At 67.9% G+C, this 24,734-nt stretch carries 23 protein-coding genes and 1 tRNA gene; 16 read left to right on the top strand and 8 right to left on the bottom strand.

The features are described from left to right. Position 1 precedes the first annotated feature (1 nt). The gene (locus JTJ31_RS01900) at positions 2 to 292 is read right to left on the bottom strand and encodes an acyl carrier protein (protein ID WP_207536896.1); all 291 of its coding nucleotides are present in this window, start codon (positions 290 to 292) and stop codon (positions 2 to 4) included. An 807-nt stretch (positions 293 to 1,099) separates the two neighbouring features. On the opposite strand from JTJ31_RS01900, the gene JTJ31_RS01895 reads away from it, so the two are divergent. Continuing rightward, on the top strand, positions 1,100 to 1,612 hold the full coding sequence (locus JTJ31_RS01895) for a Crp/Fnr family transcriptional regulator (RefSeq protein ID WP_207536895.1): 513 nt from the start codon (positions 1,100 to 1,102) through the stop codon (positions 1,610 to 1,612). A 7-nt stretch (positions 1,613 to 1,619) separates the two neighbouring features. Here the strand turns inward: JTJ31_RS01895 and JTJ31_RS01890 are convergent. After that, positions 1,620 to 1,705, bottom strand: a tRNA-Leu gene (locus tag JTJ31_RS01890). Positions 1,706 to 1,802: 97 nt separating this feature from the next. Between JTJ31_RS01890 and JTJ31_RS01885 the strand changes: the two genes are divergently transcribed. The 5 genes from JTJ31_RS01885 (at position 1,803) to JTJ31_RS01865 (ending at position 5,445) form a co-directional block, all read left to right on the top strand. After that, entirely contained in the window at positions 1,803 to 2,522 is a 720-nt protein-coding gene (locus JTJ31_RS01885; RefSeq protein WP_207536894.1) for a response regulator, read from the top strand. Between the two features lie 4 nt (positions 2,523 to 2,526). Then, the gene (locus JTJ31_RS01880) at positions 2,527 to 3,852 is read left to right on the top strand and encodes an ATP-binding protein (protein ID WP_207536893.1); all 1,326 of its coding nucleotides are present in this window, start codon (positions 2,527 to 2,529) and stop codon (positions 3,850 to 3,852) included. A gap of 41 nt (positions 3,853 to 3,893) precedes the next feature. After that, positions 3,894 to 4,274, top strand: a complete 381-nt coding sequence (locus JTJ31_RS01875) for a hypothetical protein (RefSeq protein WP_207536892.1) — start codon at positions 3,894 to 3,896, stop codon at positions 4,272 to 4,274. Positions 4,275 to 4,377: 103 nt separating this feature from the next. After that, complete coding sequence (locus JTJ31_RS01870) at positions 4,378 to 4,743, top strand: hypothetical protein (RefSeq protein ID WP_207536891.1); 366 nt, start codon at positions 4,378 to 4,380, stop codon at positions 4,741 to 4,743. A 60-nt stretch (positions 4,744 to 4,803) separates the two neighbouring features. Beyond that, the gene (locus JTJ31_RS01865; protein WP_328805642.1) at positions 4,804 to 5,445 is read left to right on the top strand and encodes an MBL fold metallo-hydrolase; all 642 of its coding nucleotides are present in this window, start codon (positions 4,804 to 4,806) and stop codon (positions 5,443 to 5,445) included. A gap of 7 nt (positions 5,446 to 5,452) precedes the next feature. Here the strand turns inward: JTJ31_RS01865 and hemN are convergent, their stop codons facing one another. The 4 genes from hemN to JTJ31_RS01845 are packed head-to-tail and all read right to left on the bottom strand — an operon-like array spanning position 5,453 to position 9,999. Beyond that, a complete protein-coding gene (gene hemN, locus JTJ31_RS01860) occupies positions 5,453 to 6,778 on the bottom strand; it encodes an oxygen-independent coproporphyrinogen III oxidase (protein WP_207536890.1) in 1,326 nt (441 codons plus the stop codon). Between the two features lie 45 nt (positions 6,779 to 6,823). Further along, the gene (locus JTJ31_RS01855; protein WP_207536889.1) at positions 6,824 to 7,966 is read right to left on the bottom strand and encodes an aminotransferase; all 1,143 of its coding nucleotides are present in this window, start codon (positions 7,964 to 7,966) and stop codon (positions 6,824 to 6,826) included. A gap of 25 nt (positions 7,967 to 7,991) precedes the next feature. Then, positions 7,992 to 8,660, bottom strand: coding sequence for a DNA-3-methyladenine glycosylase family protein (locus JTJ31_RS01850; protein ID WP_207536888.1), 669 nt, complete (start codon positions 8,658 to 8,660; stop codon positions 7,992 to 7,994). Beyond that, on the bottom strand, positions 8,614 to 9,999 hold the full coding sequence (locus JTJ31_RS01845) for a carbohydrate porin (protein ID WP_207536887.1): 1,386 nt from the start codon (positions 9,997 to 9,999) through the stop codon (positions 8,614 to 8,616). Before JTJ31_RS01845 ends, JTJ31_RS01850 begins: the two co-directional genes overlap by 47 nt. Before the next feature lie 117 nt (positions 10,000 to 10,116). Here JTJ31_RS01845 and JTJ31_RS01840 point away from each other — a divergent pair, with 117 nt between their 5' ends. From JTJ31_RS01840 to JTJ31_RS01795, 10 genes are all read left to right on the top strand, one after another. Beyond that, positions 10,117 to 10,821, top strand: coding sequence for an RraA family protein (locus tag JTJ31_RS01840; RefSeq protein ID WP_207536886.1), 705 nt, complete (start codon positions 10,117 to 10,119; stop codon positions 10,819 to 10,821). Next, positions 10,808 to 11,305 (top strand): thioesterase family protein, encoded by a 498-nt coding sequence (locus tag JTJ31_RS01835; RefSeq protein ID WP_207536885.1) that lies wholly within the window; start codon positions 10,808 to 10,810, stop codon positions 11,303 to 11,305. The genes JTJ31_RS01840 and JTJ31_RS01835 overlap by 14 nt, the downstream gene beginning before the upstream one ends. A 139-nt stretch (positions 11,306 to 11,444) precedes the next feature. Next, the gene (locus tag JTJ31_RS01830; RefSeq protein WP_207536884.1) at positions 11,445 to 13,040 is read left to right on the top strand and encodes an amidohydrolase; all 1,596 of its coding nucleotides are present in this window, start codon (positions 11,445 to 11,447) and stop codon (positions 13,038 to 13,040) included. Further along, complete coding sequence (locus JTJ31_RS01825; protein ID WP_207536883.1) at positions 13,040 to 13,981, top strand: ABC transporter permease; 942 nt, start codon at positions 13,040 to 13,042, stop codon at positions 13,979 to 13,981. Before JTJ31_RS01830 ends, JTJ31_RS01825 begins: the two co-directional genes overlap by 1 nt. An 8-nt stretch (positions 13,982 to 13,989) precedes the next feature. Then, on the top strand, positions 13,990 to 14,844 hold the full coding sequence (locus tag JTJ31_RS01820; protein WP_328805640.1) for an ABC transporter permease: 855 nt from the start codon (positions 13,990 to 13,992) through the stop codon (positions 14,842 to 14,844). Positions 14,845 to 14,864: 20 nt separating this feature from the next. Beyond that, positions 14,865 to 16,472 carry an ABC transporter substrate-binding protein gene (locus JTJ31_RS01815; protein ID WP_207536882.1) on the top strand — a complete coding sequence of 536 codons (1,608 nt, stop codon included), beginning with the start codon at positions 14,865 to 14,867 and terminating at the stop codon, positions 16,470 to 16,472. A 5-nt stretch (positions 16,473 to 16,477) separates the two neighbouring features. After that, the gene (locus JTJ31_RS01810; RefSeq protein ID WP_207536881.1) at positions 16,478 to 17,911 is read left to right on the top strand and encodes an amidohydrolase family protein; all 1,434 of its coding nucleotides are present in this window, start codon (positions 16,478 to 16,480) and stop codon (positions 17,909 to 17,911) included. Beyond that, on the top strand, positions 17,908 to 18,894 hold the full coding sequence (locus tag JTJ31_RS01805; RefSeq protein WP_207536880.1) for an ABC transporter ATP-binding protein: 987 nt from the start codon (positions 17,908 to 17,910) through the stop codon (positions 18,892 to 18,894). Before JTJ31_RS01810 ends, JTJ31_RS01805 begins: the two co-directional genes overlap by 4 nt. Continuing rightward, positions 18,891 to 19,946 carry an ABC transporter ATP-binding protein gene (locus JTJ31_RS01800; RefSeq protein WP_207536879.1) on the top strand — a complete coding sequence of 352 codons (1,056 nt, stop codon included), beginning with the start codon at positions 18,891 to 18,893 and terminating at the stop codon, positions 19,944 to 19,946. The genes JTJ31_RS01805 and JTJ31_RS01800 overlap by 4 nt, the downstream gene beginning before the upstream one ends. Continuing rightward, positions 19,943 to 21,112: an iron-containing alcohol dehydrogenase gene (locus JTJ31_RS01795; RefSeq protein WP_207536878.1), complete on the top strand. Its 1,170-nt coding sequence runs from the start codon at positions 19,943 to 19,945 to the stop codon at positions 21,110 to 21,112. Before JTJ31_RS01800 ends, JTJ31_RS01795 begins: the two co-directional genes overlap by 4 nt. Here the strand turns inward: JTJ31_RS01795 and JTJ31_RS24435 are convergent. Together JTJ31_RS24435 and secD are read right to left on the bottom strand one after the other, a co-directional pair. Further along, positions 21,088 to 22,143: an EAL domain-containing protein gene (locus JTJ31_RS24435; RefSeq protein ID WP_207536877.1), complete on the bottom strand. Its 1,056-nt coding sequence runs from the start codon at positions 22,141 to 22,143 to the stop codon at positions 21,088 to 21,090. The genes JTJ31_RS01795 and JTJ31_RS24435 overlap by 25 nt on opposite strands. A 3-nt stretch (positions 22,144 to 22,146) precedes the next feature. Further along, positions 22,147 to 24,732 carry a protein translocase subunit SecD gene (gene secD / locus JTJ31_RS01785; protein ID WP_207536876.1) on the bottom strand — a complete coding sequence of 862 codons (2,586 nt, stop codon included), beginning with the start codon at positions 24,730 to 24,732 and terminating at the stop codon, positions 22,147 to 22,149. Positions 24,733 to 24,734: the final 2 nt, after the last annotated feature.

The raw sequence follows: 24,734 nt of genomic DNA, 5'->3' as shown, positions 1-24,734 counted from the left end.
CTCAGCCCTGCTTCGCGGCCACCAGCTCGTCAATGCGGCGCGCCAAGCTGCCCATGACGAAGAACTGGTCCGCCGGGGCCTTGCCGCTGTTCACCTGTTCGGTCCACGCCTCGACAGGGACCTTCACGCCGAAGCGCTTGTCGATCTCGAACACGATGTCGAGGAAGTCGAGGCTGTCGATGCCCAGGTCGTTGATGACATGGGCCTCGGGCGTGATCTTCGCGCGCTCGACATTGGCGGTCTCGGCGATGATGTCGGCGATGGTCTCGAAGGTCGGGTCGGCCGAGGCCATGCGAGGGGCTCCCAGGGAATGACGGAGTGGGCGGTTTCGCCCGAACGCCGGGCGCTGTCCAGCGGGTGCCGGAAAGCGGCTATTCCAGAAGGGAGGCGGCGGGGACCCGGATCTGGAGGGATGGTCCGCTTTCCCCCGCCCCGCGCTCCGCTTGCATCGCGCGTGGCGCGAGCAACCGAAGCGCGGCCGGCCCTGGATCTCCCGCCGGGCCATTGCTCTCCAACCACCATAGGATGAAATGCGCTTCATCCACGCTCGCCTCCAGGGACGCCGAGCCGCCGCGGACGGACAGTGCTCCTTTCATCCTTGCACGGTCCCGCAACTGATGCGCCTGCAAGGTCAGCCATGCGGCGGAAACCGGCCCCAGCATGGGCTCCGCGCCCTCCAACTTCAGCGCCACCTCCGAACCGAGGACGCCAGCCAGGATACTCCACCCACCGCGTCCATCGCCGTTCAGCAAACTTGTTCCCTCAGGTCCATTGCGGCAATGTTATGGGCGCAAAAGACCTCCGACTTCTGTCCACAATTCGACAAAGGGCGGAACAAAATGCGGCGCGTTAGGCGAGCGGGGGCGTGATGGAAGAACAGTTTTCGAACAATCTCCTCCAGACCTTGCGACCGCAGGATAGGAAATTACTGGAACCCTCGCTGGAATTGGTAGTCTTCACTAGTGGCATGTTGCTTTTCGAGGCAGGCGACGATGTTGAGTTTGTCCATTTTCCATGCGGCTCCTCGCTCGCTTCCTTTGCCGTGACATTGGAGAATGGCGCGCCGGTCGAAACCGCGCTGATTGGGCGGGAAGGCGCCATGGGCGGCATCGTCAGCCAGGGCCGCCTGCCCGCCTATGCGAGAGCCGTGGTTCGCGTGGGAGGCCCCTTCCTACGAATGCCATGCATTCGGCTCGAAGCAGCCAAGGAGCGATCCGCCCCGCTCCGCAATGTCTTTGCCCGCTATGCCGACTGCCTCCTAGCGCAGATCTTCCAGTCCGTCGCCTGCAATGCCGTCCATGGGATTGAGGCCCGGACGGCGAAGTGGCTTCTCGCGGCGCTGGATCGGACCAACTCCCCCGAGGTCGAGCTGACCCAGGAGCAGCTGGCCGGGATGCTGGGGGTGGGCCGGACCTATGTGAGCCGCGTGCTACGCGACCTGCGGGAGGCCGGGGTGGTCGCGACGAGGCGTGGTCGCCTCGTCATCCAAGACCCGAAGGCGCTGCGAGCCACTTCGTGCATGTGCAACGAGGCGGTGAAGCAGCATTTCCAGGAGGTGCTTTCAGGTGTCTACCCAAGCGCCCAAGAATGCCCCTCCGTTCGGAGCGCATGAAGGGAATTGGTAGGGGCGGGGGGACTCGAACCCCCATGGCCGCGAGGCCGCTCGATTTTGAGCCGAGTCCGTCTACCGTTCCGGCACGCCCCCACCGGGCGCGGCTGCATAGCACATCCAGCCACCGCAGGGCGAGACGCCACACTCCGTTTCGTTCGGTTACATGAATCCCCTCTATCCTGAAGCGAAGATGGAATCCTCCCCGCATATCCTTGTCCTCGACGATGACCGTGAGATCCGTGAGCTCCTCGGCCAGTTCCTGGAGCGTCAGGGCATGCGCGTCACGCTGGCCCGCGACGCGCGCGAGTTGCGGCGGGTCTGGCCCCTGGCGAAATACAGCCTCGTCGTGCTGGACCTGATGCTCCCGGGCGAATCCGGACTGGATGTCGCACGCTGGCTGCGCAGCCAGTCCCCGGTGCCCATCGTCATGCTCACCGCCATGGGCGAGGAGACGGACCGCATCGTCGGCCTCGAACTTGGCGCCGACGACTACATGGCAAAGCCCTTCAACCCGCGCGAACTCCTGGCCCGCATCCGCGCCGTGCTTCGCCGCGCGGAGGGGGCGGAGACGGTCCCCGGCGGGCCGCCGGAGCGCATGTTCCGCTTCGCAGGCTGGACGCTGGAGACGGCGCGGCGGCGCCTGCTGAGCCCGCAAGGTGTCGAGATCCCGCTGACCGGCGGCGAATTCGACCTGCTGACCATCCTCGTCGAACGGCCGAACCGCGTCCTCACGCGCGACATGCTGATGGACCTGCTGCACAACCGGCAACCTGGCCCCTTTGACCGCGCGATCGACGTCGCGGTGTCGCGGCTGCGGCGCAAGCTGGAGGATGACGGGCGCAATCCCAGTGTCATCAAGACCGTGCGCGGCGGCGGCTACGTGCTCGCGGCGCCGGTCGAGCGGGCCTGACGCCATGCTGCGGCGCCTTTGGCCCTCCAGCCTCGCCGGGCGCACTGCCCTCGTGCTCATCCTGGCCCTCATGGTCGTGCAGGCCGCTGGCCTCACCATCCACGCGCTGGACCGGGTGGATCTGCAGCGTCGGGCTGAGGCGCGGGAAGTGTCGCTCCGCGGCCTCGCGCTTTGGCGCAGCCTCGTGACGCAGACGCCAGATCGCCGCGCCGCCATCCTGGCTGACGCCGAGCTTCCGTCCGGCTTGCAGGCTTCGCTGGGCGACACGCCTCTCGTCACGCAATCCAACGGGCCGGTTCCGGAACGCCTGTCGCGGATGTTCCGGCTGGACGGACCGGGTCCTCCCGGGCCCCGCCGCTTCCGCCCGCTTGAGGTTTTGTCGGGCGTGGAGCGGGGCGAGCTACGCGTCTCGCTGCGATTCCCGGACACGGGCTGGCTGAACCTGTCCATCGCGCCGCCTCGGGTGCGTCCTTGGCATTCGGACACCTTCCTTGCGGCCTTTGTCGCCATGTCGATGGCGGCGGCCCTGCTCATCCTCTGGGCGGTGCGGCGCCTCACACGCCCCGTGCGCGACCTCGCGGCGGCGGCAGAGCGGCTTGGGCGTGACGTGAATGCCCCCGACCTGCCGGAGACCGGTCCTCGCGAGGTCGCGACGGCAGCAGCCGCTTTCAACACCATGGCGGGCAATATCCGCCGCTTCGTTGCCGATCGGACGCAAATGCTTGCGGCGATCGGTCATGACCTCCGCACGCCCATCACCCGGCTGCGCCTCCGCGCCGAGATGATGGAGGATGACGCGCTGCGCGAGCGGATGCTGCGTGACCTTGAGGAGATGGAGGCCATGATCGGCGCCACACTCACCTTCGCCCGCGACGATGCGGCCCAGGAAGCGGCGGTTCCGCTGGATCTCGCTGCCTTGGCGCGCACTGTGACGGACGAAGCGGCCGACGCGCGGGAATCGGCTTCGGTTTCTTATGAAGGCCCGGACCGCTTGGTTCTGCCGTTGCGGCCTGTCGCGACCAAGCGAGCCGTCGCAAATCTCGTGAATAATGCCTTGCTCTATGGCGGCACCGCGCGGGTATCGCTGGGCTATGAGGAGGGCGAGGTGGTGCTGGCCGTCGAAGATGATGGGCCCGGCATCCCGCCGGAGCAGATGGAGACCGTGTTCCGCCCCTTCCATCGCCTGGAAGCAAGCCGGAACCGTGAAACCGGCGGTTCCGGCCTGGGCCTGACCATCGCCCGATCCATCGCGCGCGCCGGCGGCGGCGATATCCGCCTCCATAACCGCGAGGAGGGGGGCCTCCGCGCGGAACTGCGGCTTCCTGCCTGACATTGCAGAAACTCCAAGGGATGCGGGCCGTTGGAAGGAGCATGAAGACCCTGCGATTCCTTGCGCCGGCCGTGGCCGGCGCCGCCCTCCTCGGCCCCGTCGCGGGCCTTGCCCAGATGATGGATCGCCCCGCAATTGCGCCGGGCGCGACCGTCGTCGTCCCCGGCGCAACCGTCATTGTCCCGGGCCAGAGCCAGATGGTGCCGATGGACCACGGCCCCGCAACGATGGGCGCAGGCTATGGCGTCGGCCAGCCCGCGCCGCCGGGCTATACCGGCCGGGTGGTCCCGGTACCTGAGCCTTCCGCCAGCGACCGCATGAATTACGAGATGCTGCGCGAGCAGGAACGGCAGGCGTGGGAGCGTGACCGGGCCGAGCTGATCCGACGCGGGCACGGCGTGCCGTCCACCCAGCAGCGCTGAGCCGAGCTAACATTCCGCAATGCGCATGGGCGCCCCGGTCCGAAAGGCCGGGGCGCTTCGCTTTAGATTGGCAACGGTCCGGGTGGCCAGATGTTCAATAATCATGACCCGCATCATGTTCTGTGCGCCGGTTCTCGCCGGCCTTGCCCTTGCGGTCCCGGCGAATGCCCAGGACCTGGGCACCATTATCCAGCAAGTTGCCCCGGCGCTTCTGGGCCAGCAAACGGCACCACAGCCGCAACTCCACCCTCAGGATGACCGCAACCGCAACGGCGTCCCCGACTGGGAGGAGCGTCGGGTGCGCCGCGATGCCTACGGTGACGAGGGCCGCTCGCACCGGGACGATTACCGCGATGAGCGCCGCGCCCTGCGCGACGAGGAGCGGCGCCTTGCCGAGCGCGAGCGTCGCCTGGAGGAGCGCCGGCGAGAGTTGGAGGCCGAGCGCCGCTCACTTGACCGACGTTGGTAAGGTATAATTTTTCTCGCGCACCATTTTCCGCTAATCCGTCGCAACACGCGCGAGGACCCCATGCCCCTGAAGGCCAGCATCATTCCGGTCACGGCCTTTGGCCAGAACTGCTCGATCTTCTGGGATGATGGGACGTGTCAGGCGACGGTGATCGATCCCGGCGGGGACGTGGACGTGATCCTCGCGATGCTTCAGCGCGAGCACCTGACCGTCGCCGAGATCCTCTTGACGCACGGCCATATCGATCACGCCGGTGGCGCGGCCGAGTTGAAGGAGCGCGCAGGGGGCGTCCCGATCATCGGCCCGCACGAGGCGGACCGCATGCTGCTCGACCATCTGGCTGAGCAGGGCCGCGCCTATGGGCTTGATGGCGCACGGAATGTCACCCCCGACCACTGGCTCAATGAAGGCGAGGAGGTGCTGATCGCCGGCGAGACTTTCTCCGTGCTGCACTGCCCCGGGCACTCTCCGGGGAGCGTCGTCTTCTTCTCCTCAGCCCTGCGCTTCGCCGTGGTCGGCGACGTGCTCTTTCAGGGTTCGATCGGCCGCACCGATTTCCCCTATGGCGACCATGCTGCGCTGATCAACGCCATCACGACCAAGCTCCTGCCGCTCGGCGATGATATCCGCTTTATCTGCGGCCACGGGGCAGGGAGCGATTTCGGGACGGAGCGGCGGACCAACCCCTTCCTGCGCGGGTGAGCGCCGCTCAAACCGCGACGGAGTGCCGCCCGGGACCCGTTCCAAGCCGTGTGTCGAAGCAGGCGGCAACGTGCCGCAGGAAGCGGCGCCCCGACTCGGTCACCCGAACCACGTCGCCTTCCAGCGCCACCACCCCGTCTTCCGCCAGCGCCCGCAGCCCCGGCAGCGCGCGTGCCCGCATGCACAAGGGCAGGAGTGCCAAGTCGAGCCGGAGGTCGCACATGACCCGCTCGATCGCGGCGCGCCGCAGCCGGTCCTCCTCGCTGAGGGCAAGGCCGCGCGCGACGGGCAGGATGCCGGCCTCCACTGCCTCCACCCAGCCGCGCTCATCCGCGATGTTCTGAGCGTAGCCGGAAGGTGTATCGCCAATCGCGGAGCAGCCCATGCCGATCAGCACCGGGGCCGCGTCGGTGGTGTAACCCTGGAAGTTGCGTCGGAGCCTCCCCTCACGCGCGGCGATGGCCATTGGGTCTTCGGGAAGGGCGAAATGATCGAGGCCCACCGCTTCGTAGCCATGCGCCAAGAGCGCCTCATGTGCCGCCGCTGCCTGGTCGAGACGTTCAACAGCGCCGGGCAGTTCCTTGCCGCGGATGGCGCGCTGGGCAGGCTTCATCCAGGGCACGTGGGCATAGCCGAAGGCGGCCACACGATCCGCCCCGAGGCGCGCCGCCACCTGTGCCGTAGCGACGACATGGGCCACGGACTGGCAGGGCAGCCCATACATCATGTCGAGATTGATGCGCCGGATCCCCGCCGCACGAAGGCGCTGCATCGCCTCCTCCACCAGCTGCACGGGCTGGATGCGGCCCATCTTGCGCTGGACCTTGTCATTCGCGTCCTGCAGACCGAGCGAGGCACGGTTGAAGCCGGCTTCCGCCAGCGCCTCCACCACGTCCTCGGTCAGGGTGCGCGGGTCGAGCTCCACCGAAAGTTCCGCGCCGGTGGCGAAAGGAAACAGGCGCTTCAGGTGGCGAACGACCCCGGCCAGGCGCTCGGCGCCTAGCGCGGAGGGGGTGCCGCCGCCGAGATGAAGATGCGTGACCGGGCCGTGCGACGCCGGCATGGCCTCGGCCAGAAGCTGTGCCTCCCGCACCAGGCCGAGGGCGTATCGCTCGATCCGCTCCTCCTGCCGGGTCACCGTGGTGTGGCAGCCGCAATACCAGCACAGCGCATGGCAGAATGGGACATGGAGGTAGAGGGACAGCGCGTCCCCGGCACCGATGCGCGCCAGCCCGGCCGCGTGTTCAGCGGGAGTCAGTGGCTGGAAATGCGGCGCCGTCGGGTAGGAGGTGTAGCGCGGCAGGCTGGCAGTGGCGTAGGCGGCGAGGTCCATGGCGACATCCATGCCTCAGCGTGCGCTACCCCGCCTTGCGCTGGATCAAGCCTCCGCCCAGAGCAGTCTCTTCGGCAGTTCTCCCAGTCGTTCCGCCTCCGCATTGGCGAAGGCGAGTCGGAGGTGACGCTCCTGCCCTGGCCCAAAAAATGGTCCAGGCAGGACTAGGAGACCGTTCCTCTCCGCCAGGAGGCGTGCCGCCTCGACCGCGTCCGGCGCGCTTCTGGGTAGGCGGAGATAGGCGAAATAGGCTCCCATGGCGTCTATCCGGTGCGAAGAAAGCGCCTCGCGGCACGCTTGGGCGCGACCCCCCATGATCCGCCGGTTCCCCGCGCGCCATTCGCGCAGAGAAGGGATCGCCCAGGACAGCGCCGCCTGGCCAGGACGCGCCGGGCAGATCTGAAGCGTGTCCAGTGCCTTGCGAAGCTGCTCCTGGAAGGCGGCCGTTGAGGCCACGGCACCCAGGCGATGCCCCGGGATGCAGTACGCCTTGCTGAAGCTGTAGAGGTGGACGAAGTCTCGCCCCTCCGCGAAGAGCTCGTGCGGCCTCGTGTCGAGGAAGTCCCGGTAGGTTTCGTCCACCACAAGGGTGATGCCACGCCTTTCGCACAGTTCCTGGAAAGCAGCGATGATTTCTGGCGGGTAGACGGCGCCGGTCGGGTTGTTGGGCGTGACCAGCAGGATAGCGCGGCTGCGCCCGTCCAGCAGGGATTCAGCCCGATCGGGGTCAGGGAGGAAGCCCGCATCCGCTTCGCAGGGCAGGGGGCGCGCCTCCACTCCGGCCATGCGCAACGCCATCTCGTGGTTGAAGTACCAGGGCGTCGGGATCAGTACGTTGTCGCCCGGCGCTGCCAGCACCTTCATCACCATGGCGAAGGCGAGGTTGCAGCCAGCGGTGATCGCGACCTCATCAGCACCGACCGTCCCGCCATAGAGGAGCGACAAATCCTCGGCCAGGGCCTCGCGCAGGGCTAAATCCCCCTCGATCGCCCCGTACCCGGCCAGATCGGCGCGGGAGGCTGCCTCGCCCAGACGACGCAGCATCTCGGGGTGAGGCGGGTAGCCCGGGACGGCCTGGGTCAGGTCGAGAGCCGGCCCCTGCGCCCCATCATAGCGCGAGGCCCATTGGCGCGCGGCGGGGATCGGGGGCTCTGCGGTGCCGAGGATGGTGGGCGCGAACATCGCCATGGCTTGGCACCCGTCCGGCTCTCGATCAATCCCGGTCCCACACCGGACGCCCTGTCACCAGCAGCCAATGGTGCCACAACATCCGCGCTGCCACCCCGCGCCAGGGTGCCCAGCCGAGAGCGATCTCGCGAAGCGCCGTAGGGGAAGGTCGCGCGGGAAGATCGAGTAGGTGAGCGGCTCCCGCGGCCAGTGCAATGTCCCCGGCTGGAAACACATCGGTGCGCAGTTCGGAGAGAACTAGGTGCGTCTCGGCCGTCCATGGACCGATGCCCTTCACCGCCGTCAGCGTCGCCACTGCCGCGTCGTCCCCAAGGCGCGCCAGGGCGGCGAAGTCGAGCGCCCCGTCTCGCACCGCCCGCGCCAGGGCCCTCGCATGGGCCGCCCGGGACCGGGTCAGCCCGCCGAGACCGCACAGCGTGTCGTCATCCATCTCGGGCAGGATGGCCGGGTCCAGCGCGCCGGGAATTGCGGAGAGACGCCGCCAGATCGCGCCGGCCGCGGCATGGCTCACCTGCTGGCCGCAGATCGTTCGCAGCAGGCCACGGAACCCGCCCTCCCGCGCCACGAAGGGAACGGGCAGGGCAATCTGCGCGAAGCGCGGCTCGGTGGCGATCAGCGCGGCGATGCCCTCGCGGAACCAGGGTGGCTCAGAAGGCGGTGCGGAAGCGGAGGGCAAAGAGGTGAACGGGTCCACGGTCCTGGTTGTAGGCCGGGTTCACGATAGCCTGGTAGTTCAGCGCCACGTCGATCCCGGCGGCAACGTGCATGTTGTAATAGGTCTCGATCGCCACCTCGGGCGCATAGTTCAGCCGTCCGTCGCCGACGATGAAGCCAATCCCGCCGGCCTCCAGGTAGCGGCGGCGCCCGGCGCTGATCCAGCCCACATTGCCACCCAGCGCCACCGTGTCCCGCGGGCGGCCCCAGCGCGTGCCTTGCATGGAAACGCCGGCCGAAACTGCGCGATCCGTCTCGGTGAACATCCAGTTCTGCGTCCGGCCATCATTCCAGGACAGGCGCCCGAACACGCCGAGATCCCCCGTAATCTGCTGGTCGAAGGACAAGGCGAGGTTGTGCTTGCCCTCGTAGCCATTGGGGTTCTGCTCGAAGGTGTCGAAGCCGTTGCGGAAGAGTTGGTTCCAGCTGGACTGGCGGGTGCGGGAATAGCCGTAGATCAGCCGCGCCGCGCCCTCGCGCCCGCTCACCTCCCAGAAGCGCTCCAGCGAGACGAGGGCCTGGAAAGCGCGGGTGACTGAGGGATCGAGGAACAGGCCATTGGCCCGGCGCGCCACCTGGAACACGCCGGCGCGCACCGCCCAGGTTCCATTCTCCCACTCCACCGCGATGCCGTTGGTCCAGCCGCGCGCATCGGCGGCGTAGTCGAACCCGGCCGCGCCCACCAGCGCCCAGTTGAGGAACTGGGTGCGCGCATCATGGGCGTAGCGGTTGTCGTCGAAGATGTCCCAGACGCTGAGCTTGCCGATGGTGATGGTGATGCGCTCGCGGGGCAGGCTTTCCGTGAAGCGGAGCGGGTCGTCGTCGGGGGGCACCGTGTCGCCGGACAGGGCGATGGTCTGCCGGAAGAAGGCGCGGGGCACGAAGAAATACGGTTCCGTGCTGCCGAGGCGGAAGGCCTCGTTGTTCGGGAAGGCAGCGGCGCCCACCGAGTTGGACACGCCAAAGCCGCGCGTGACCGACGCATTCACGATCACCTCCGCCCCGTGCCACAGCCGCCGCCCGACTACGAGGTCGGACGAGAAGGTGTTGCGGGCATTAGGCGCAGGGCTGAGCGAAGCCTCGCCGCGATAGGGTGAGCGGAAGCGTGGATGGCCCTGGAGGATGAAGGTCGCCTGGCCGCGGATCAGCCATCCCTGCTCTTCCAGCCGGTCCTGCAGCGCGGCCAAGCCGGGAAACAGCGCGAGCTCCGGCGGACCGGCATTAGGGGCGCCTGCTGACTGGAAGCGGCCCGTCTGGGCGGCCGCGGCACCCGGTAGCGCCAGGGCGAGCAAGGCCAGGAAGAGGCGCGGGAGGCTCATGCGTCTGCCTATCAAGACGCCCGCCCGCGAACAATCGTTGCGTCGGAAATGTCACCAGCCGGACTTGCCGTCCGGGCCGCGCCGTTCTTCGATGCGCGGGTTCGGAGGAGACGACGCATGGCCCAGCGCCCTTATACCAAGGAAGATCTCGACGCGCTCTGCGCCTGGGACACGCCCACCATCTGCAACGCGCTGGAAATCGTGGTGCCGGCACGCCGCTCGCACGGCTTCACGGTGCGGCGCTTCGATGTGGCCTTCCCCTCCATGGCGCCGATCTGCGGCCCCGCACGCACCGGGACGATTCGCGCCGCGCACCCCTCCGGGCGTACCAAGGAGATGGACCGCACCGCCCGCATCGGCTGGTACGAGTACGTCGCCGAGCATGATCTGCCGGTGATAGTGGCGCTGCAGGATCTGGATGACGTGCCGGGCACCGGCGCTTTCTGGGGCGAGGTGAACACCAACGTCCACAAGGGGCTCGGCGCGCTGGGCTGCGTCTCCAATGGCTCCTTCCGCGACCTCGACATGATCGCGCCCGATTTCCAGCTTCTGGGCGTTGTGAATCCGTCCCACGCCTTCGTGCACATCGTGGATTGGGGGCGCCCGGTCAGCATCCACGGCATGAGCGTCCAGCACGACGAGATCATCCACGCCGACCGCCACGGCGCCGTGACGATCCCTGCGGAAGCGGTGAAGCAGCTCCCTGCGGCCATCGACCTCCTCAGCCGCAAGGAAGCGGTGATCCTGGACATGGCGAAGCGTTCGGATTTCGACATCGCCAAGCTGCGCGAGGCCCTGGCCAAGAGCGATGACATTCATTGAGGATGGCCCCGTCCCGGAGGTCGAGAACGGGATCTTCCGGTGGCGCCAGCCCCTCACTCGGGTGAAGCCCGAATGGGTTGATGGGTATCGCCACCTGAACATGGGCTACTATCTGGTCACCTACGACGCCCAGACCGACCGGCTTTGGCCGCATCTCGGCCTGGGCACCGCGCTGCGCGAATCCGGCCTAGGCACCTTCGCTGCCGAAGCGTGGCTCGATTACCAGCGCGAGATGACCGAGGGCATGCCGATCGGGGCAGAGAGCGAGGTGCTCGCCGCAGACGAAAAGCGCCTCCTGGTCCGTCACCGCATGTTCCACTGGGAGGAAGGCTGGACCGCGAGCGCGCATGAGGTGCTCTACCTCTGCGTGGACCTCCATCGCCGCCGCGTCACCCCATGGCCGGAGGCGCTGCGGCAGCGCCTCGCATCGGCTGCGACTGGCACCCCGCCGCAGCGCCTAGCGCTCACCCGCGGCCGCGGCTGATCCTCCTGCCTTCCGTGCGGGCAGGACGGCCCGTTGCGGAGGCAGAAAGGACGGCGCTTCCGGTATCCCGACATGTCGTCAGAGTTGACGCGGCTTCATCATCGCATGAGCATTCACCCGTCCGGGAACAGAGGTTAGCGTGCAAGCCGAGATACTCTTCACGAACGGCAAGGTGTTCCGTGGCCTCGCGGGCGGCGTCTCCGATGGCATCGCGATCGCTGGGGGCAAGGTGGTAGCGCTTGGCGGGTCGCGCGACCTGGCGGGACCGGACACGAAGGTGGTGGATCTCGGGGGAAGGCTGCTGATTCCAGCCTTCAACGAGGCACATATGCATCTCCTCCCCTTCGGGTTGGGGCTGCGGCAGGTCCGCCTCCGCGCCGAAGAGGTGCGTTCGCTCGACGAGGTGCTGACACGCCTGCGCGAGGCGGCGGCCAGGACGCCCAAGGGGCAGTGGGTGCTCGGGACCGGCTACGACCACACAGCGCTCGACATCAGCCGCCACCCCGACGTGGCCGAACTCGACCGGGCCGTGCCGGATCACCCGGTCTTCATCACGCGGACCTGCGGCCATATGGGCGTGGCGAACAGCGCCGCGCTGCGTCTCGCGGGCATCGGCCACAACACCCCCGATCCCGAGGGCGGCGTCATCGTGCGCGAGAAGGGGCGTCTCACTGGCCTCATCCAGGAACGCGCGATGGGGATGGTAAAGCGCGCCATGCCCGCCCCGGATGAAGCCGTCATGGCCGAGGCAATTGAAGCGGCGGGCCAGCACCTTGCTTCGCTCGGCTTCGCCTCGGCGACCGACATGAACGTGGGCATGTCCGGCGGCATGGCCGAGCTGGCGGCCTATCGCCGTGCCAGGGTCGTGCAGCGCATGTGGATGGTCCTGGCCGGAAACCCGGAAGGCATCGCTGCTGAGGCGTGGGAATCCGGCCTGCGTCCCTGGCTTCCGGGCGGCGATGCGGCTGAGATGCTGCGCTACGGTGCGGTGAAGGTCTTCGCCGATGGCAGCGCGGGCGGCCTCACCGCCGCCTTCTTCGACCCGTACCTGCCCGGCGGCACCGGCGTCTTCACCTTCCCCGACGCTACGATGCGCGAACTCCTTTCCCGCTATCATGAGCAGGGCTGGCAGCTCGACATCCACGCCATCGGCGACGCGGCGATCGAGCAGGTGCTTTCCGCCATGGAGGAAGCCGGCGCGACGCCGGAGCGCCGCCACCGCATCGAACATTGTGGCTTCGTGACCCGCGACCAGCGCCGCCGCATGAAGGCGCGCGGCATCCTGCCCGTTCCGCAGCCTGTCTTCATGCGCGAGTTCGGCGAGACCTACCTGAAGGTCCTCGGTCCGGAGCGCGCCATGCGCGCCTATCCGATGAAGACCTGGATGGATGAGGGTCAGCATCCCAGCGCCAGCAGCGACAGCCCGGTGTCGAATGTGGACCCGTTCGGCAACCTGCACGTCATGGTCACGCGCGAAACGGCGCAGGGCCGCGTGATGGGTCCGGAGGAGCGCCTCACGATCGAGGAGGCGCTGCATGCCTATACCTGGTGCGGCGCCTACAGCACCTTCGCCGAAGGCAGCCGAGGCACGCTCGAGCCGGGAATGGATGCCGACATCGCGGTCCTGGACCGCGACATCCTGACGGCAGACCCTGCGGAGATCCTCGCCACGCGCTGCGACCTGACTCTGCATGGCGGCACGGTGATCCACGACCGGCACAGGGAGATGGGCTGATGCTCCGCCACGCCGCGCAACGCCTCCTCCTTGCCCTGCCGGTGTTGTTCGGCGTGCTGCTGATCGGCTTCCTGCTGATGCAGGTGGTCCCTACCGACCCTGCGACGGTGCGCGCCGGCCCCCAGGCCACCGCTGAGGTGGTGGCCGCCATCCGCACCGAGCTCGGGCTCGACGAGCCGATCTGGAAGCAGTTCGTGCTCTACGTCGCACGCCTCGCCCAGGGCGATCTGGGCGTGTCCATCATCAACAACGTGCCGGTCAGCCAGGAACTGGGCAGCACGATCGGGCCGACGCTCGAGCTGATGTTCGCGTCGCTGATCTGGTCGATCCCGCTTGGCATTGCGATGGGGACGGTCGCTGCCTACTGGCGCGGCTCCTTCATTGACCGCATCGTCATGGCGTTCAGCGTGGCCGGCGTGTCGGTGCCGGTGTTTTTCCTGGGGCTGCTGCTGATCTGGCTGGTGGGCTTCCAGTGGCAGCTTCTTCCCTTCACTGGACGCGGTGGGCCGCTCTGGACGCTGGATGGCATCCTGGCGGTGATCCTGCCCGCGATCACCCTGGGCGGCGTCTTCGTCGGGCCGGTCGCGCGCATGACGCGCACCGCCGTGGTGGACGCGCTCTCCGCCGAGCATGTCAGGACGGCCCGCGCCAAAGGGCTGAACGAAGGCATTGTCGTGCGGCGCCACGCCCTGCGGAACGCGCTCATCCCGGTCGTCACGCTGATCGGTCTGCAGATCGGCTTCCTCCTCGGCGGGGCGGTGGTCACGGAGACGATCTTCTCGTGGCCTGGGGTCGGGCGGCTCGCCGTGGGCGCGATCCTTTCCTCTGACTTTCCCATGGCGCAGGGCACCATCATCGTCCTGTCGGCGGGCTTCATCGTGATCAACCTGGTCGTTGACCTGCTTTACGGAGCGCTCGACCCGCGGGTGCGGCAGTCGTGAGCGCCGCCGTGACGACCGCGACCGAGGCGCCGCGCAAGCCCTCCGTGCTTCGTATGCTGCTGCGCGACGTGGGCGGAACGATCAGCCTCGTCCTCGTCGTGCTGATCCTGCTGGTCGCGCTGGTGGCGCCCTGGATTTCTCCCCGCGACCCGTACGAGACCGACCTGCTGGCGATCATGCAACCGCCGAACGAGATCTACTGGCTCGGCACGGACGGGCAGGGCAGGGACATCCTGGCGCGAATGCTCTACGGGCTGCGCGTCACCCTTGCGATGGGGCTCGCGTCCCTCATTATCGGTGGTGTGATCGGTGCAGTAGTCGGGTTCTGCGCCGCCTTCTATCGCCGCGCCGACGGCACGCTGATGCGGCTGATGGACATTCTCCTGTCCTTCCCAGCCATCCTGTTCGGCCTGGCGCTCGCGGCCATCTTCGGACCTGGCGAAACGAGCGTGGTGATCGCCCTCTCCATCGCCACGATCCCGCTGATGGCGCGCATCGTGCGTGGCTCGGCCCTCGTCGTCATGGGGCTCGACTATATTGAGGCGGCGCGCGCGATCGGCATGAGCGATGCGCGGCTGATCTGGCGACATCTAGCTCCCAACTGCCTTTCCGCGATCTTCGTCTTTTCCACCTTGCGGCTTGGACAGGTGATCCTGCTGGGCTCGGCACTGTCCTTCCTGGGGCTCGGCGCGCAGCCGCCGCTCGCAGAGCTTGGGGCAATGGCAGCGCAAGGAAGGAACTTCCTTTTCATCGCGCCGCATATCAGCGTGATCCCCTCCGTCGGGATCTTCGTGATCGTGCTGGCCTTCAACCTGCTGGGGGATGCGCTGCGCGACGCGCTCGACCCCCGGCTCAGAATCTGAATCCGCAGGGAGACCAAGAGATGAGAGCGATGCTTCGACGCGCCACCCTCGCCGGGCTTGCCGCTATCGGCCTTGGTGGCGTCGCCCAGGCCCAGGCGCCGGCGCGAAACCAAGTCGTCATCATGCGGGAGATCGACGCCGACCGCTACGATCCGCACCGCTCCACCGCCCTCGCCACCGGCGAGGTTATGACCATGCTGTCTGACACTCTGGTCGCGATGGATTTCGACATGCGGACCATCCGGCCGCTCCTCGCCGAGCGCTGGGACGTTTCGCCGGACGGGCTCGTCTACACTTTCCACCTGCGGCGCGATGTCACCTTCTGCGACGGCAAGCCCTTCACCGCACGCGACATGGCCTTCAGCCTCAATCGCTGGATCGGCCGCACCCAGCCGCGCATCACCTCGCCCGTCGCCTGGCGCGCGGGCGATGTGAAGGAAATCAGCGCGGTGGACGACCACACGCTGCGCTACGAGCTGAACCAGCCCTTCAGCGAACTCCTGTCCCAGCTCACGCTGTTCTTCGCCTCTGCGATCGATCCTGCGACGGTGGAGCGGCTGGGAGACAATTTCGGCGTGCAAGGCTTCAATGGCACCGGTCCGTTCTGCTGGGGCAACTGGACCCCGCGCAACGAGTTGGTCTTGACCCGGCACCAGAACTACCGCTGGGGTCCTGAATTCTACCAGAACCGTGGCCCCGCCCAGATCGAGCGCGTGACCTGGCGTGTGATCCCCGAAGCGGCGTCCCGCGTGGCGGCGCTTCAGGCTGGCCAGGCCGATATAACGCAGTACATCCCGGCCGCCTTCGTCGAGCCTCTGTCACGCGTCCCAACGGTGCAGCGCCTGCGCCAGCCCAACTACTTCTGGGACGTGTTCATGGGCTTCAAGGTGGACAAGCCCGTGGCGAACGACGTCGCCATCCGCCGTGCCGTGCACATGGCCGTGGATCGGGCCGCCTTGGTGCGCGCGGTCTGGGCCGGTCAGGCCGAGGCCGCTCGCAACATCGTGAATCCGAATGCGCTGGACTACGACGCAGAGTCGGACCGCCTCGTCCCCGCTTTCGACCGCGCCGCGGCGATCCGCACGCTGGAAGAGGCGGGCTGGCGCGCTGGCCCTGACGGCGTCCGGGTGAAGGACGGGCAGCGAGCGACCTTCCTGCTCTACGCGATCAACACCCTCGACAACCAGCGTATGGGCGAGATCATCCAGCAGGCGCTGCGGCAGGTCGGCATCGAGATGCGGATTCAGCTCTTCGATGCGACCGTGGCCTGGGGGCGGCTGGCGACGCAGGAGTTCGACGCCTTCTTCCTGAGCTACCCGTATGTCTCCGCGACGGACGCGCTGAGCCTTTACTGGCACAGCCGCAACCGCCCGACGCCGAACCGCATGAACTGGGCCGACCCGCAGACCGATCAGTGGCTGGAATCAGCGCGCTCCGCCTTGAACCCAGAGGACCGCGCCCGTTACGCCGCCTTGATCCAGCGTCAGCTGGCTGAGCAGGCGCCGTGGCTGACCGTTGCGCGGACGCAGCTCAACCTCTTCGCCTCCAACCGCATCCAGGGTGCGCGCGCCCATGGGCTCTATGGGGCAGGGGTCTACAAGGGCCTCGACATCCGGACTGTGAGGTAATCGCCATGCCCGCCACTCTCATCCGCAATGCGGAACTCATCGTCGCGTGGGACGCGTCCGAGAAGCGGCATGCCTACATGCCGGACGCGGACCTCGCCTTCGAGGACGGCGTCATTCGCTTCGTCGGGCGGGGTTATGACGGGCCAGCGGATACGGAGATCGACGGGGCCGGGCTCATGGTCATGCCCGGCCTCGTCAACATCCATTCCCACCCGAGCAGCGAGCCGATGAACAAGGGGCTGCTGGACGAGATCGGCTCGCCCGGTCTCTACAATTCCTCGCTCTACGAGTTCATGCCGATCTTCCGCGCGGACTCGGAGGCGGTGCCGGATTGCGTGCGCGTCGCCTTGTCGGAACTTCTGCTGTCAGGCGTGACAACGCTCGCCGACCTGTCCGTGGCGCATCCCGGCTGGCTGGATCTTCTGGCCGAGGCAGGAATGCGTGTCTGCATCGCCCCCATGTTCCGCTCGGCGCGCTGGTTCACGAAGAATGGCCATGTCGTCGAATACGAATGGGATGAGAAGGCCGGCGTGAAGGCGATGGACGAGGCCTTCAACCTCATCCAGCGGGCGGAGCAGCACCCGTCCGGCCGCCTCTTCGGAATGGCCTGCCCGGCGCAGATCGACACCTGCTCGCCCGAGCTCCTGCGTGACAGCCGGGCCGAGGCGCGGGCGCGCGGCATCTCGTGGCAGATCCACGCGGCGCAGTCCGTGGTCGAGTTCCACGAGATCACCCGGCGCCACGGCTTCACCCCCATCCAGTGGCTCCACGAGATGGGTTTGCTGGACGAGAAGGCGATCATCGGCCACGGCATCTTCCTGGACGACCATCCCTCCACGCGCTGGCACACCGACAGCGACCTCGGCATCCTCGCCGAGACGGGGGCTACGGTCGCGCATTGCCCGACCGTCTTCGCGCGGCGCGGCATCACGCTGAAGGATTTTGGACGCTACCGGCGCGGTGGCGTGAATCTCGGCATCGGCACGGACACATACCCGCACAACATGCTGGATGAGCTGCGACTGGTTGCGTATCTGGCACGCACCCAGGCGGGCAATCCGCGAACCATGAGCACGACGGATGTGTTCGACGCCGCCACAATCGGTGGCGCGCGCGCGCTGGGGCGCGATGATATCGGGCGCCTCTCGCCTGGCTGCCGAGCCGACATCGTGCTGGTGGACGCGGCCCACCCCCGGATGCAGCCGCGCCATGACCCGGTGCGCAGCCTGATTTACGCCGCGGGCGATCGCGCCGTGAAGGATGTCTACGTGGATGGCGAGAAGGTCGTGGGCGACGGCAAGGTGCTGACCATCGATTTCGAGCAGGCAGCGGCTCATCTCGCCGAGGCCCAGAAGCGCGTGGTGGGCAATGCTCCAACGCAGGACTGGGCGCACCGGCCTGTGGACCGCATCGCCGCGCCGACCTTCAAGTGGCTATGACGCCGCTTCTGGAGGTCGAGGGTCTCCGCACCGTCTTCCGCACCAGTGCGGGGGAGGTACCGGCGGTGGACGGCGTCTCCCTTTCGGTGGAGCGTGGCAAAACCCTCGGCATCGTGGGCGAGAGCGGCTGCGGCAAGTCCGTGCTGTCGCTTTCCATCATGCGGCTCGTTGCGCATCCTGGGCGCATTGCCGCCGGCAGCGTGCGTCTGGAAGGGAAGGACCTGACCACCCTCTCGCCCGCTGCCATGCGCGACCTGCGCGGGCGCGACATTGCCATGATCTTCCAGGAGCCGATGACCAGCCTGAACCCGGTGCACACGGTCGGCTTCCAGGTCACCGAAGGCGTGCGCGCGCACGAGCCAGGGCTCTCCGCCGCCGAGCTGCGTGCCCGGGGAATTGAGGCGCTGCGCCGCGTCCGCATCCCGTCGCCGGAGCGACGCTTCGACGAGTATCCGCATCAGCTTTCCGGAGGCATGCGCCAGCGCGTCATGATCGCCATGGCTCTGGCCGGGAGGCCTAAGCTGCTGATCGCGGACGAGCCGACGACGGCGCTGGATGTGACGGTACAGGCACAAATCCTCGACCTCCTGCGCGAGTTGCAGGCCGAGACCGGCATGGCGGTTATCCTCATCACCCACGACCTCGGCGTCGTGGCGGAAATGGCCGATGACGTAGCAGTGATGTATGCGGGGAAGGTGGTGGAGCAGACAGACGCCCGTCGCCTGTTCGACGACCCGCAACACCCCTACACGCTCGGGCTTCTCGGCAGCATTCCGCGTCTCGACGAGGAGCGGGAAGACCTGCTCGCCATCCGTGGCGCGGTGCCGCCGCCCTTCGCATTACCGCCCGGCTGCCGCTTCGCGCCGCGCTGCCCCTTCGCCATCGCCGCTTGCAACGAAGCCCAGCCGCCCCTGCTTCCCGTGGCCGAGGGACATGGCGCGGCTTGCATCCGTGCGCCGATTGAGAAGGCCCTCGCGGCATGACGGCGCTTCTGGAAGCCGAAGGCATTGCCAAGCATTATCCGGTCCGCCAAGGCCTCATCCGTGCCAAGACGGTCGGCACGGTGCGCGCGGTGGACGGCGTTTCCTTCTCGGTCCGCAAGGGCGAGACGCTGGCGCTGGTCGGCGAGTCGGGGTGCGGCAAGAGCACTACCGCGCGGCTGGTCCTGCGCTTGATCGAGCCTAGCGCCGGCCATGTGCGCTTCGACGGGGTGGACATCACCACGCTGGACCGCGCCGCGCTGCGCGCCTTCCGCCGTCGCGCCCAGATCGTGTTCCAGGATCCCTACGCCTCGCTGAACCCGCGTTTTACTGTGGCGGAGACGCTGCGCGAGCCACTGGAGGTGCACGGCATCGGCGACGGGCGAAGCCGCAAGGCGCGGGTGGAGGAGCTGCTCTCCCTCGTGGGCTTGGCGCCCTACCATGCCGCCCGATACGGGCATGAGTTCTCGGGTGGGCAGCGGCAGCGCATCGGCATCGCTCGGGCCCTGGCGGCCGGGCCGGATTTGGTGGTGTGCGACGAACCGGTTTCGGCGCTCGACGTTTCTATCCAGGCGCAGGTGGTGAACCTGCTGCGCGATCTGCAACGCCGCCTCGGCCTGGCCTACCTGTTCATCGCGCACGACCTGGCGGTGGTGAAGCACGTCGCGGACCGCGTGGCGGTGATGTATCTCGGCCGCATCGTCGAGGTGGCGGAAAAGAACGAGTTGTTCCGCAATCCGCGCCATCCCTACACCCGCGCCCTGCTGGCGGCGATCCCGCATCCCGACCCGGCGCGGCGCGGGCGCATCGTGCCTTTGGGCGGCGATTTGCCCTCACCGCTGAACCCGCCTTCGGGCTGCCGTTTCCGCACGCGCTGCCCCTTCGCACAGGAGATCTGCGCGAAGGAGGACCCAGCGCTGGAAGATGGCGTGGCGTGCCATTTCCGCGACGAGCTTCCCCCGGCCGGGCTGGACTTTTCCGGCGGCCTCGCGCCGAATGCGGCGCGCCGCCTCGCCCTCTTTGCCGAGGCGGGACGGAGACAGGGAACGCCATGACCACTGCCATCGTCGCCCCCCGCCAGATGCTGGTCGGCGGCGGCAGCCTTTCGCGCGCTGGCGAATTGCTGCGCCAGCTTGGACTCTCTCGGCCCCTGGTGGTGACCGATCCCTGGATGGTCCGCTCCGGCACTGTGGAGAAGCTGCTGGCCCCGCTGCGCTCCGCCGGCATGGCGCCCGAGGTCTTCAGCGACACCGTGCCCGATCCGACCGACACGGTGGTGGAAGCTGGTGTGGCACTGCTGCGCAGCGGCGGCTTCGACGTGCTGGTGGGCTTCGGCGGCGGCAGCCCGATGGACACGGCCAAGGCCATGGCGATCCTGGCGGCCGCGCCCGAGGGCGCGAAGATGCGTGAGTTCAAGGTGCCCTTCGCCGCTGATCGCTGGGCGCTGCCCATTGTCTGCGTTCCCACCACGGCCGGCACGGGCAGCGAGGCGACTCGCTTCACGGTCATCACCGATGCTGAGCGCGACGAGAAGATGCTGATCGCTGGGCTGGGTGCGCTGCCGCTCGCCGCCATAGTGGATTACGAGCTGACCTTTACGGTGCCCCCGCGCATTACCGCCGATACCGGCATCGACAGCCTGACGCATGCGCTGGAGGCCTTCGTTTCCCGCCGCGCCAATCCTGTGAGCGACATGTATGCGCGGGAGGCGATGCGGCTGATCGGGCCCCGCCTGCGCGACGTGTGGCATCGCCCGGACGACGCGAAGGCGCGCGAGGACATGATGCTCGGCGCGTCGCTGGCGGGGCTTGCCTTCTCGAACGCGTCGGTCGCGCTGGTGCATGGCATGTCGCGGCCCATCGGCGCGCATTTCCACGTGCCGCACGGCCTTTCGAACGCGATGCTCCTTCCCGCCGTGACGGAGTTCGGCCTGAACTCCGCGCTGACGCGCTATGCCGAGGCAGCGCGCTGCATGGGCGTCGCCTCGGGCACAGATGCCGACCAAGTGGCGGGATCCCGCCTTCTGGAGGAATTGCGCGCCCTGAACCGGGAGCTGGAAGTGCCGAGCCCGGCCGCCTGGGGGATCGAGGAGGCGCGGTGGAATGCTCTGGTGCCCACCATGGCGGAGCAGGCGCTTGCCTCCGGGTCACCGTCCAATAATCCACGCGTGCCGGATGCCGGGGAAATCCAGGAGCTCTACGGCCGCGCTTTCCGCGGCTGACTGACGCTGCGCTGCGCCCAGGCCGCCAGGGCCTGGGCCGGCAAGGGTCGCGCCAGCCAGAAGCCCTGGCCGCGCCTGACGCCCAGGGCGCGGAGCAATCGTGCCTCGCCGCGCGACGATATCCCTTCCGCCGTCACGGCCAGCCCCGTTCCGCACAGGGACCGGATCTGGTTGCGGGCCCGAGCGCTGGTGCGGGCGAGGCGCGTCAGGCTGCGGTCAAGCTTTACCCCGGTGAATGGCAGGTGGAGCAGGCGGCGGCGCGGATCATCCAGGATCACGTCGTCCATCAGAACCTCATGCCCTGCCGCGCGCAGGCGACGCAGGGCGTGGGCAAGACGTGACACGTCACGCACCGGAGTGGCCTCGGTCAGTTCGATGGCAAGCCGCGACGCGGGAAGGCGGGCGCGGCGCGACTCCAGGGCAAGCCAGGAGGCGACGTCGCGCCGTTCGAATTCCGCCACTGAGAGATTAACAGTCACGCAGACGGGCCAGGGCATCCGCGCCATGTCCTGGGTTGCAAGGCGCGTGACCGCCCTGGCCAGGACGCGGCCCAGCCCCATGAACTCGATGGCCGGGACGAAGTGATTAGGCGTCACCGCAACCGGTTCGCTCGCCCAGCGAGCCAGGGCCTCGACCATCTCGATCCGCCCATCGCGCAGCGACACGATGGGCTGGTAGCGCAGCATCAGACCACCAGGGCGCAGGGGTGGGGTGGGTGGCTCCTCCGGCGTATTGGAACTGGCAAGCAGTGTCGTCACCGCTTCCGGACCTGCATCCGACTCCAGGACCGAGATCACGGCCTGCGGTGATGCCTCGGCCAGCGCATCGACTAACTCGGCGCCGAAGCCCGGCAGGCCCCGCTCGATGAGGATGCGTCCGAACCCCCCGATCTGTGCGACGACGGCACGGAGCAGCGCCGCGTCATCGCCGAGCAGGACAGGGTCCGCCAGACCACTGCGCCGCACCGCCAGGATAGCCGCCTCGCGCAGGGCGGGGCTGGAGGCGACGATGACGGTGCCGCCTGTCCCCACGATTCAGCGAGCCGCCGGAGCGGCGCCCGGACGGGAAGTATCAGCCTCGGCACGTCGCAGCGACCGGCGCCCCGTGTAGAGCACGATGGGTGCCGCGATGAACACCGAGGAGGAGGTGGACACGACGATGCCGAACACCATCACCCAGGCGAAGCCCGCCAGTGTCTCACCGCCGAACAGCGCGAGCGGAAGCGCGGAAAGCAGCAGGGTCATGGAGGTGCCGAGCGAACGGTTCAGCGTCTCGTCAATCGAGAGATCCACGAGGTCGCGCAATGGCATCGTCTTGAACTTGCGGAGGTTCTCGCGCATCCGGTCGAAGACCACGACCTTGTCATTCACGCTGAAGCCCACGACGGTCAGAATGGCGGCAATGGTGGTCAGGTTGAACTCAACCTGGAACAGAACCATGAAGCCGATGGTCTTGGTGGTGTCGAGGATCAGCGTGATGATCCCGGCCACGCCGAACTGCCACTCGAACCGCGCCCAAATGTAGAGCAGCATCGCGACAAGGCTGATGCCGAGCGCGATCAGCCCGCCCCGGAACAACTCGTCAGAGATGCGATTGCCCACCGCCTCGACGCGCAGGATGCGGACCCCTGGGCTGGCTTCCTCCAGGGCGCCACGCACGCGGTTCACCACGGGCTGGGTCTGCGCCTCGTCCTCTGGGGCGGGCAGCCGCAGCAGGATGGTTCGGTCGTCGCCGAATTGCTGCAGGCCCGCGTCGCCCACATTGAGGGCCGACACCGCGGAGCGCAGCCGCGCGAGGTCGGCAGGCTGCTCGGTCCGCACTTCCATCACGATGCCGCCCTTGAAGTCGATGCCCTTCTCCAGCCCCGGATAGAAGGCGCCTGCCAGCGAGGCGAGGGACAGGACGGCCGAGACCATCAGGCCCACGCGTGCGCCCTTCATGAAGGGGATGCGGGTGATGTCGGGGACCAGCCGGAAGAGCGGCCGGGCGAGGCGCTGGCCCAGGGACAGGCCAGGCCGCTCGATCACCGGCAGTTCCTTCGGGCGGCGGGCGCGATACCACCACACCACCATCAGGCGCGTCAGCACCGTCGCGGTCCACATCTGCACGATCGTGCCGATCGCCACGGTCACGGCGAAGCCGCGCACCGGACCGGAGCCGAAGCCGTAGAGGCAGGCCATGGCGATCAGGTTGGTGAGGTTGGCGTCCAGGATGGTGCCGGATGCCTTGGTGTAGCCGGCCTCCAGCGCATTGATCGGGGAGCGACCGAGCTTCACCTCTTCGCGGATGCGCTCATTGATGAGGATGTTGGCATCGAGCGCCGTGCCGAGCGTCAGAACGATGCCGGCAATGCCCGGCAGGGTCAGCGTCGCCTCCAGCAGGGTCAGGCAGGCGATCAGCAGCACGATGTTGAAGAGCAGTGCGATGTTCGCGAACCAGCCGAACAGGCCGTAGGCAAGACCCATGTAGAGGAACACCACCACCGTGCCGACAGCCATGGAGATCATGCCGGCACGGATCGCGTCCGCGCCGAGCTCCGGCCCGACGGTCCGCTCCTCGATCACGGTGAGCGGGGCGGGGAGGGCACCCGCGCGCAGCAGCACAGCGAGGTCGTTCGCGGTGCGAACAGTGAAGGAACCGCTGATCTGCCCGCGCCCGGCCGTGATGGGCTCGCGGATCACGGGGGCGGTGATCACCTTTTCATCGAGGACGATGGCGAAGGGGCGGCCCACATTCTGCCGCGTCACCTCGGCAAAGCGACGGGTTCCGACGCCATCAAAGGTGAAATTCACCACCCACTCACCCGTGCGCGAATCCTGCGCGGCGCGGGCATCGGAGAGGTTCGCACCATCCACCTCCACGCGGCGGCGCACGGCGTAGCGCTCCTCCGAACCAGCGCGCTCACCCTGCAGGAACAGCACACCCGGCGGCGGCGTCGCAGCGGAAAGGTTCGCCGTGTCGTCCAGAAGGTGAAAGGTCATGCGGGCCGTGCGGCCCAGCAGATCCTTGATGCGCGCAGGATCCTCGACACCAGGCAGCTGGACCAGGATGCGGTTCGCGCCCTGGCGGGCGATCAGCGCCTCGACCACGCCTGTCTCGTCGATGCGGCGGCGGACGATCTCGATGGACTGCTCCACCGCGTTGGTCGCCTTGGCGCGCAGCCCCGCCTCGGTCACCGTCGCGGTGATGAGCCCGTCCGCGGCGGCCACGACCTCGATATCGGGCTGCGTCGCGCCGCCGCCGACATTCACGGAATTGGCCATGTCACGCAGCACGCGGAGCGCGACGTCGCGCTGAGCGGGATCGGTCAGGCGAAGCTGGACCCGACGCTGGTCCGCATTGGCGGAAAGCCCCGTGTAGCCGACGCGGGGAGTGGCCTGGTTCAGTCCGCGGCGCGCACTCTCGACGAGGCCCTCAAGCCGCTCGCGCAGAAGGACGGAGGTGTCCACCTCAAGCAGCAGGTAGGAGCCACCACGAAGGTCGAGGCCGAGCGCGACCTGCCGTACCGGGAACCAGTCGGGGAAACTGGCACGCGGCAGCAGGTTGGGCAGGCTCACCAGCATGCCCAGGAGGCAGACGAGAAGAATCGCGGCCTGCTTCCACCGCGCGAAATACATCATGA

Origin of the sequence: Sabulicella rubraurantiaca, from assembly GCF_017355885.1 — a bacterium.
GTDB lineage: Bacteria > Pseudomonadota > Alphaproteobacteria > Acetobacterales > Acetobacteraceae > Roseococcus > Roseococcus rubraurantiacus.
The sequence above is the reverse complement of the archived record's forward strand: the minus strand, read 5'-3'. Positions and strand labels throughout refer to the sequence as shown.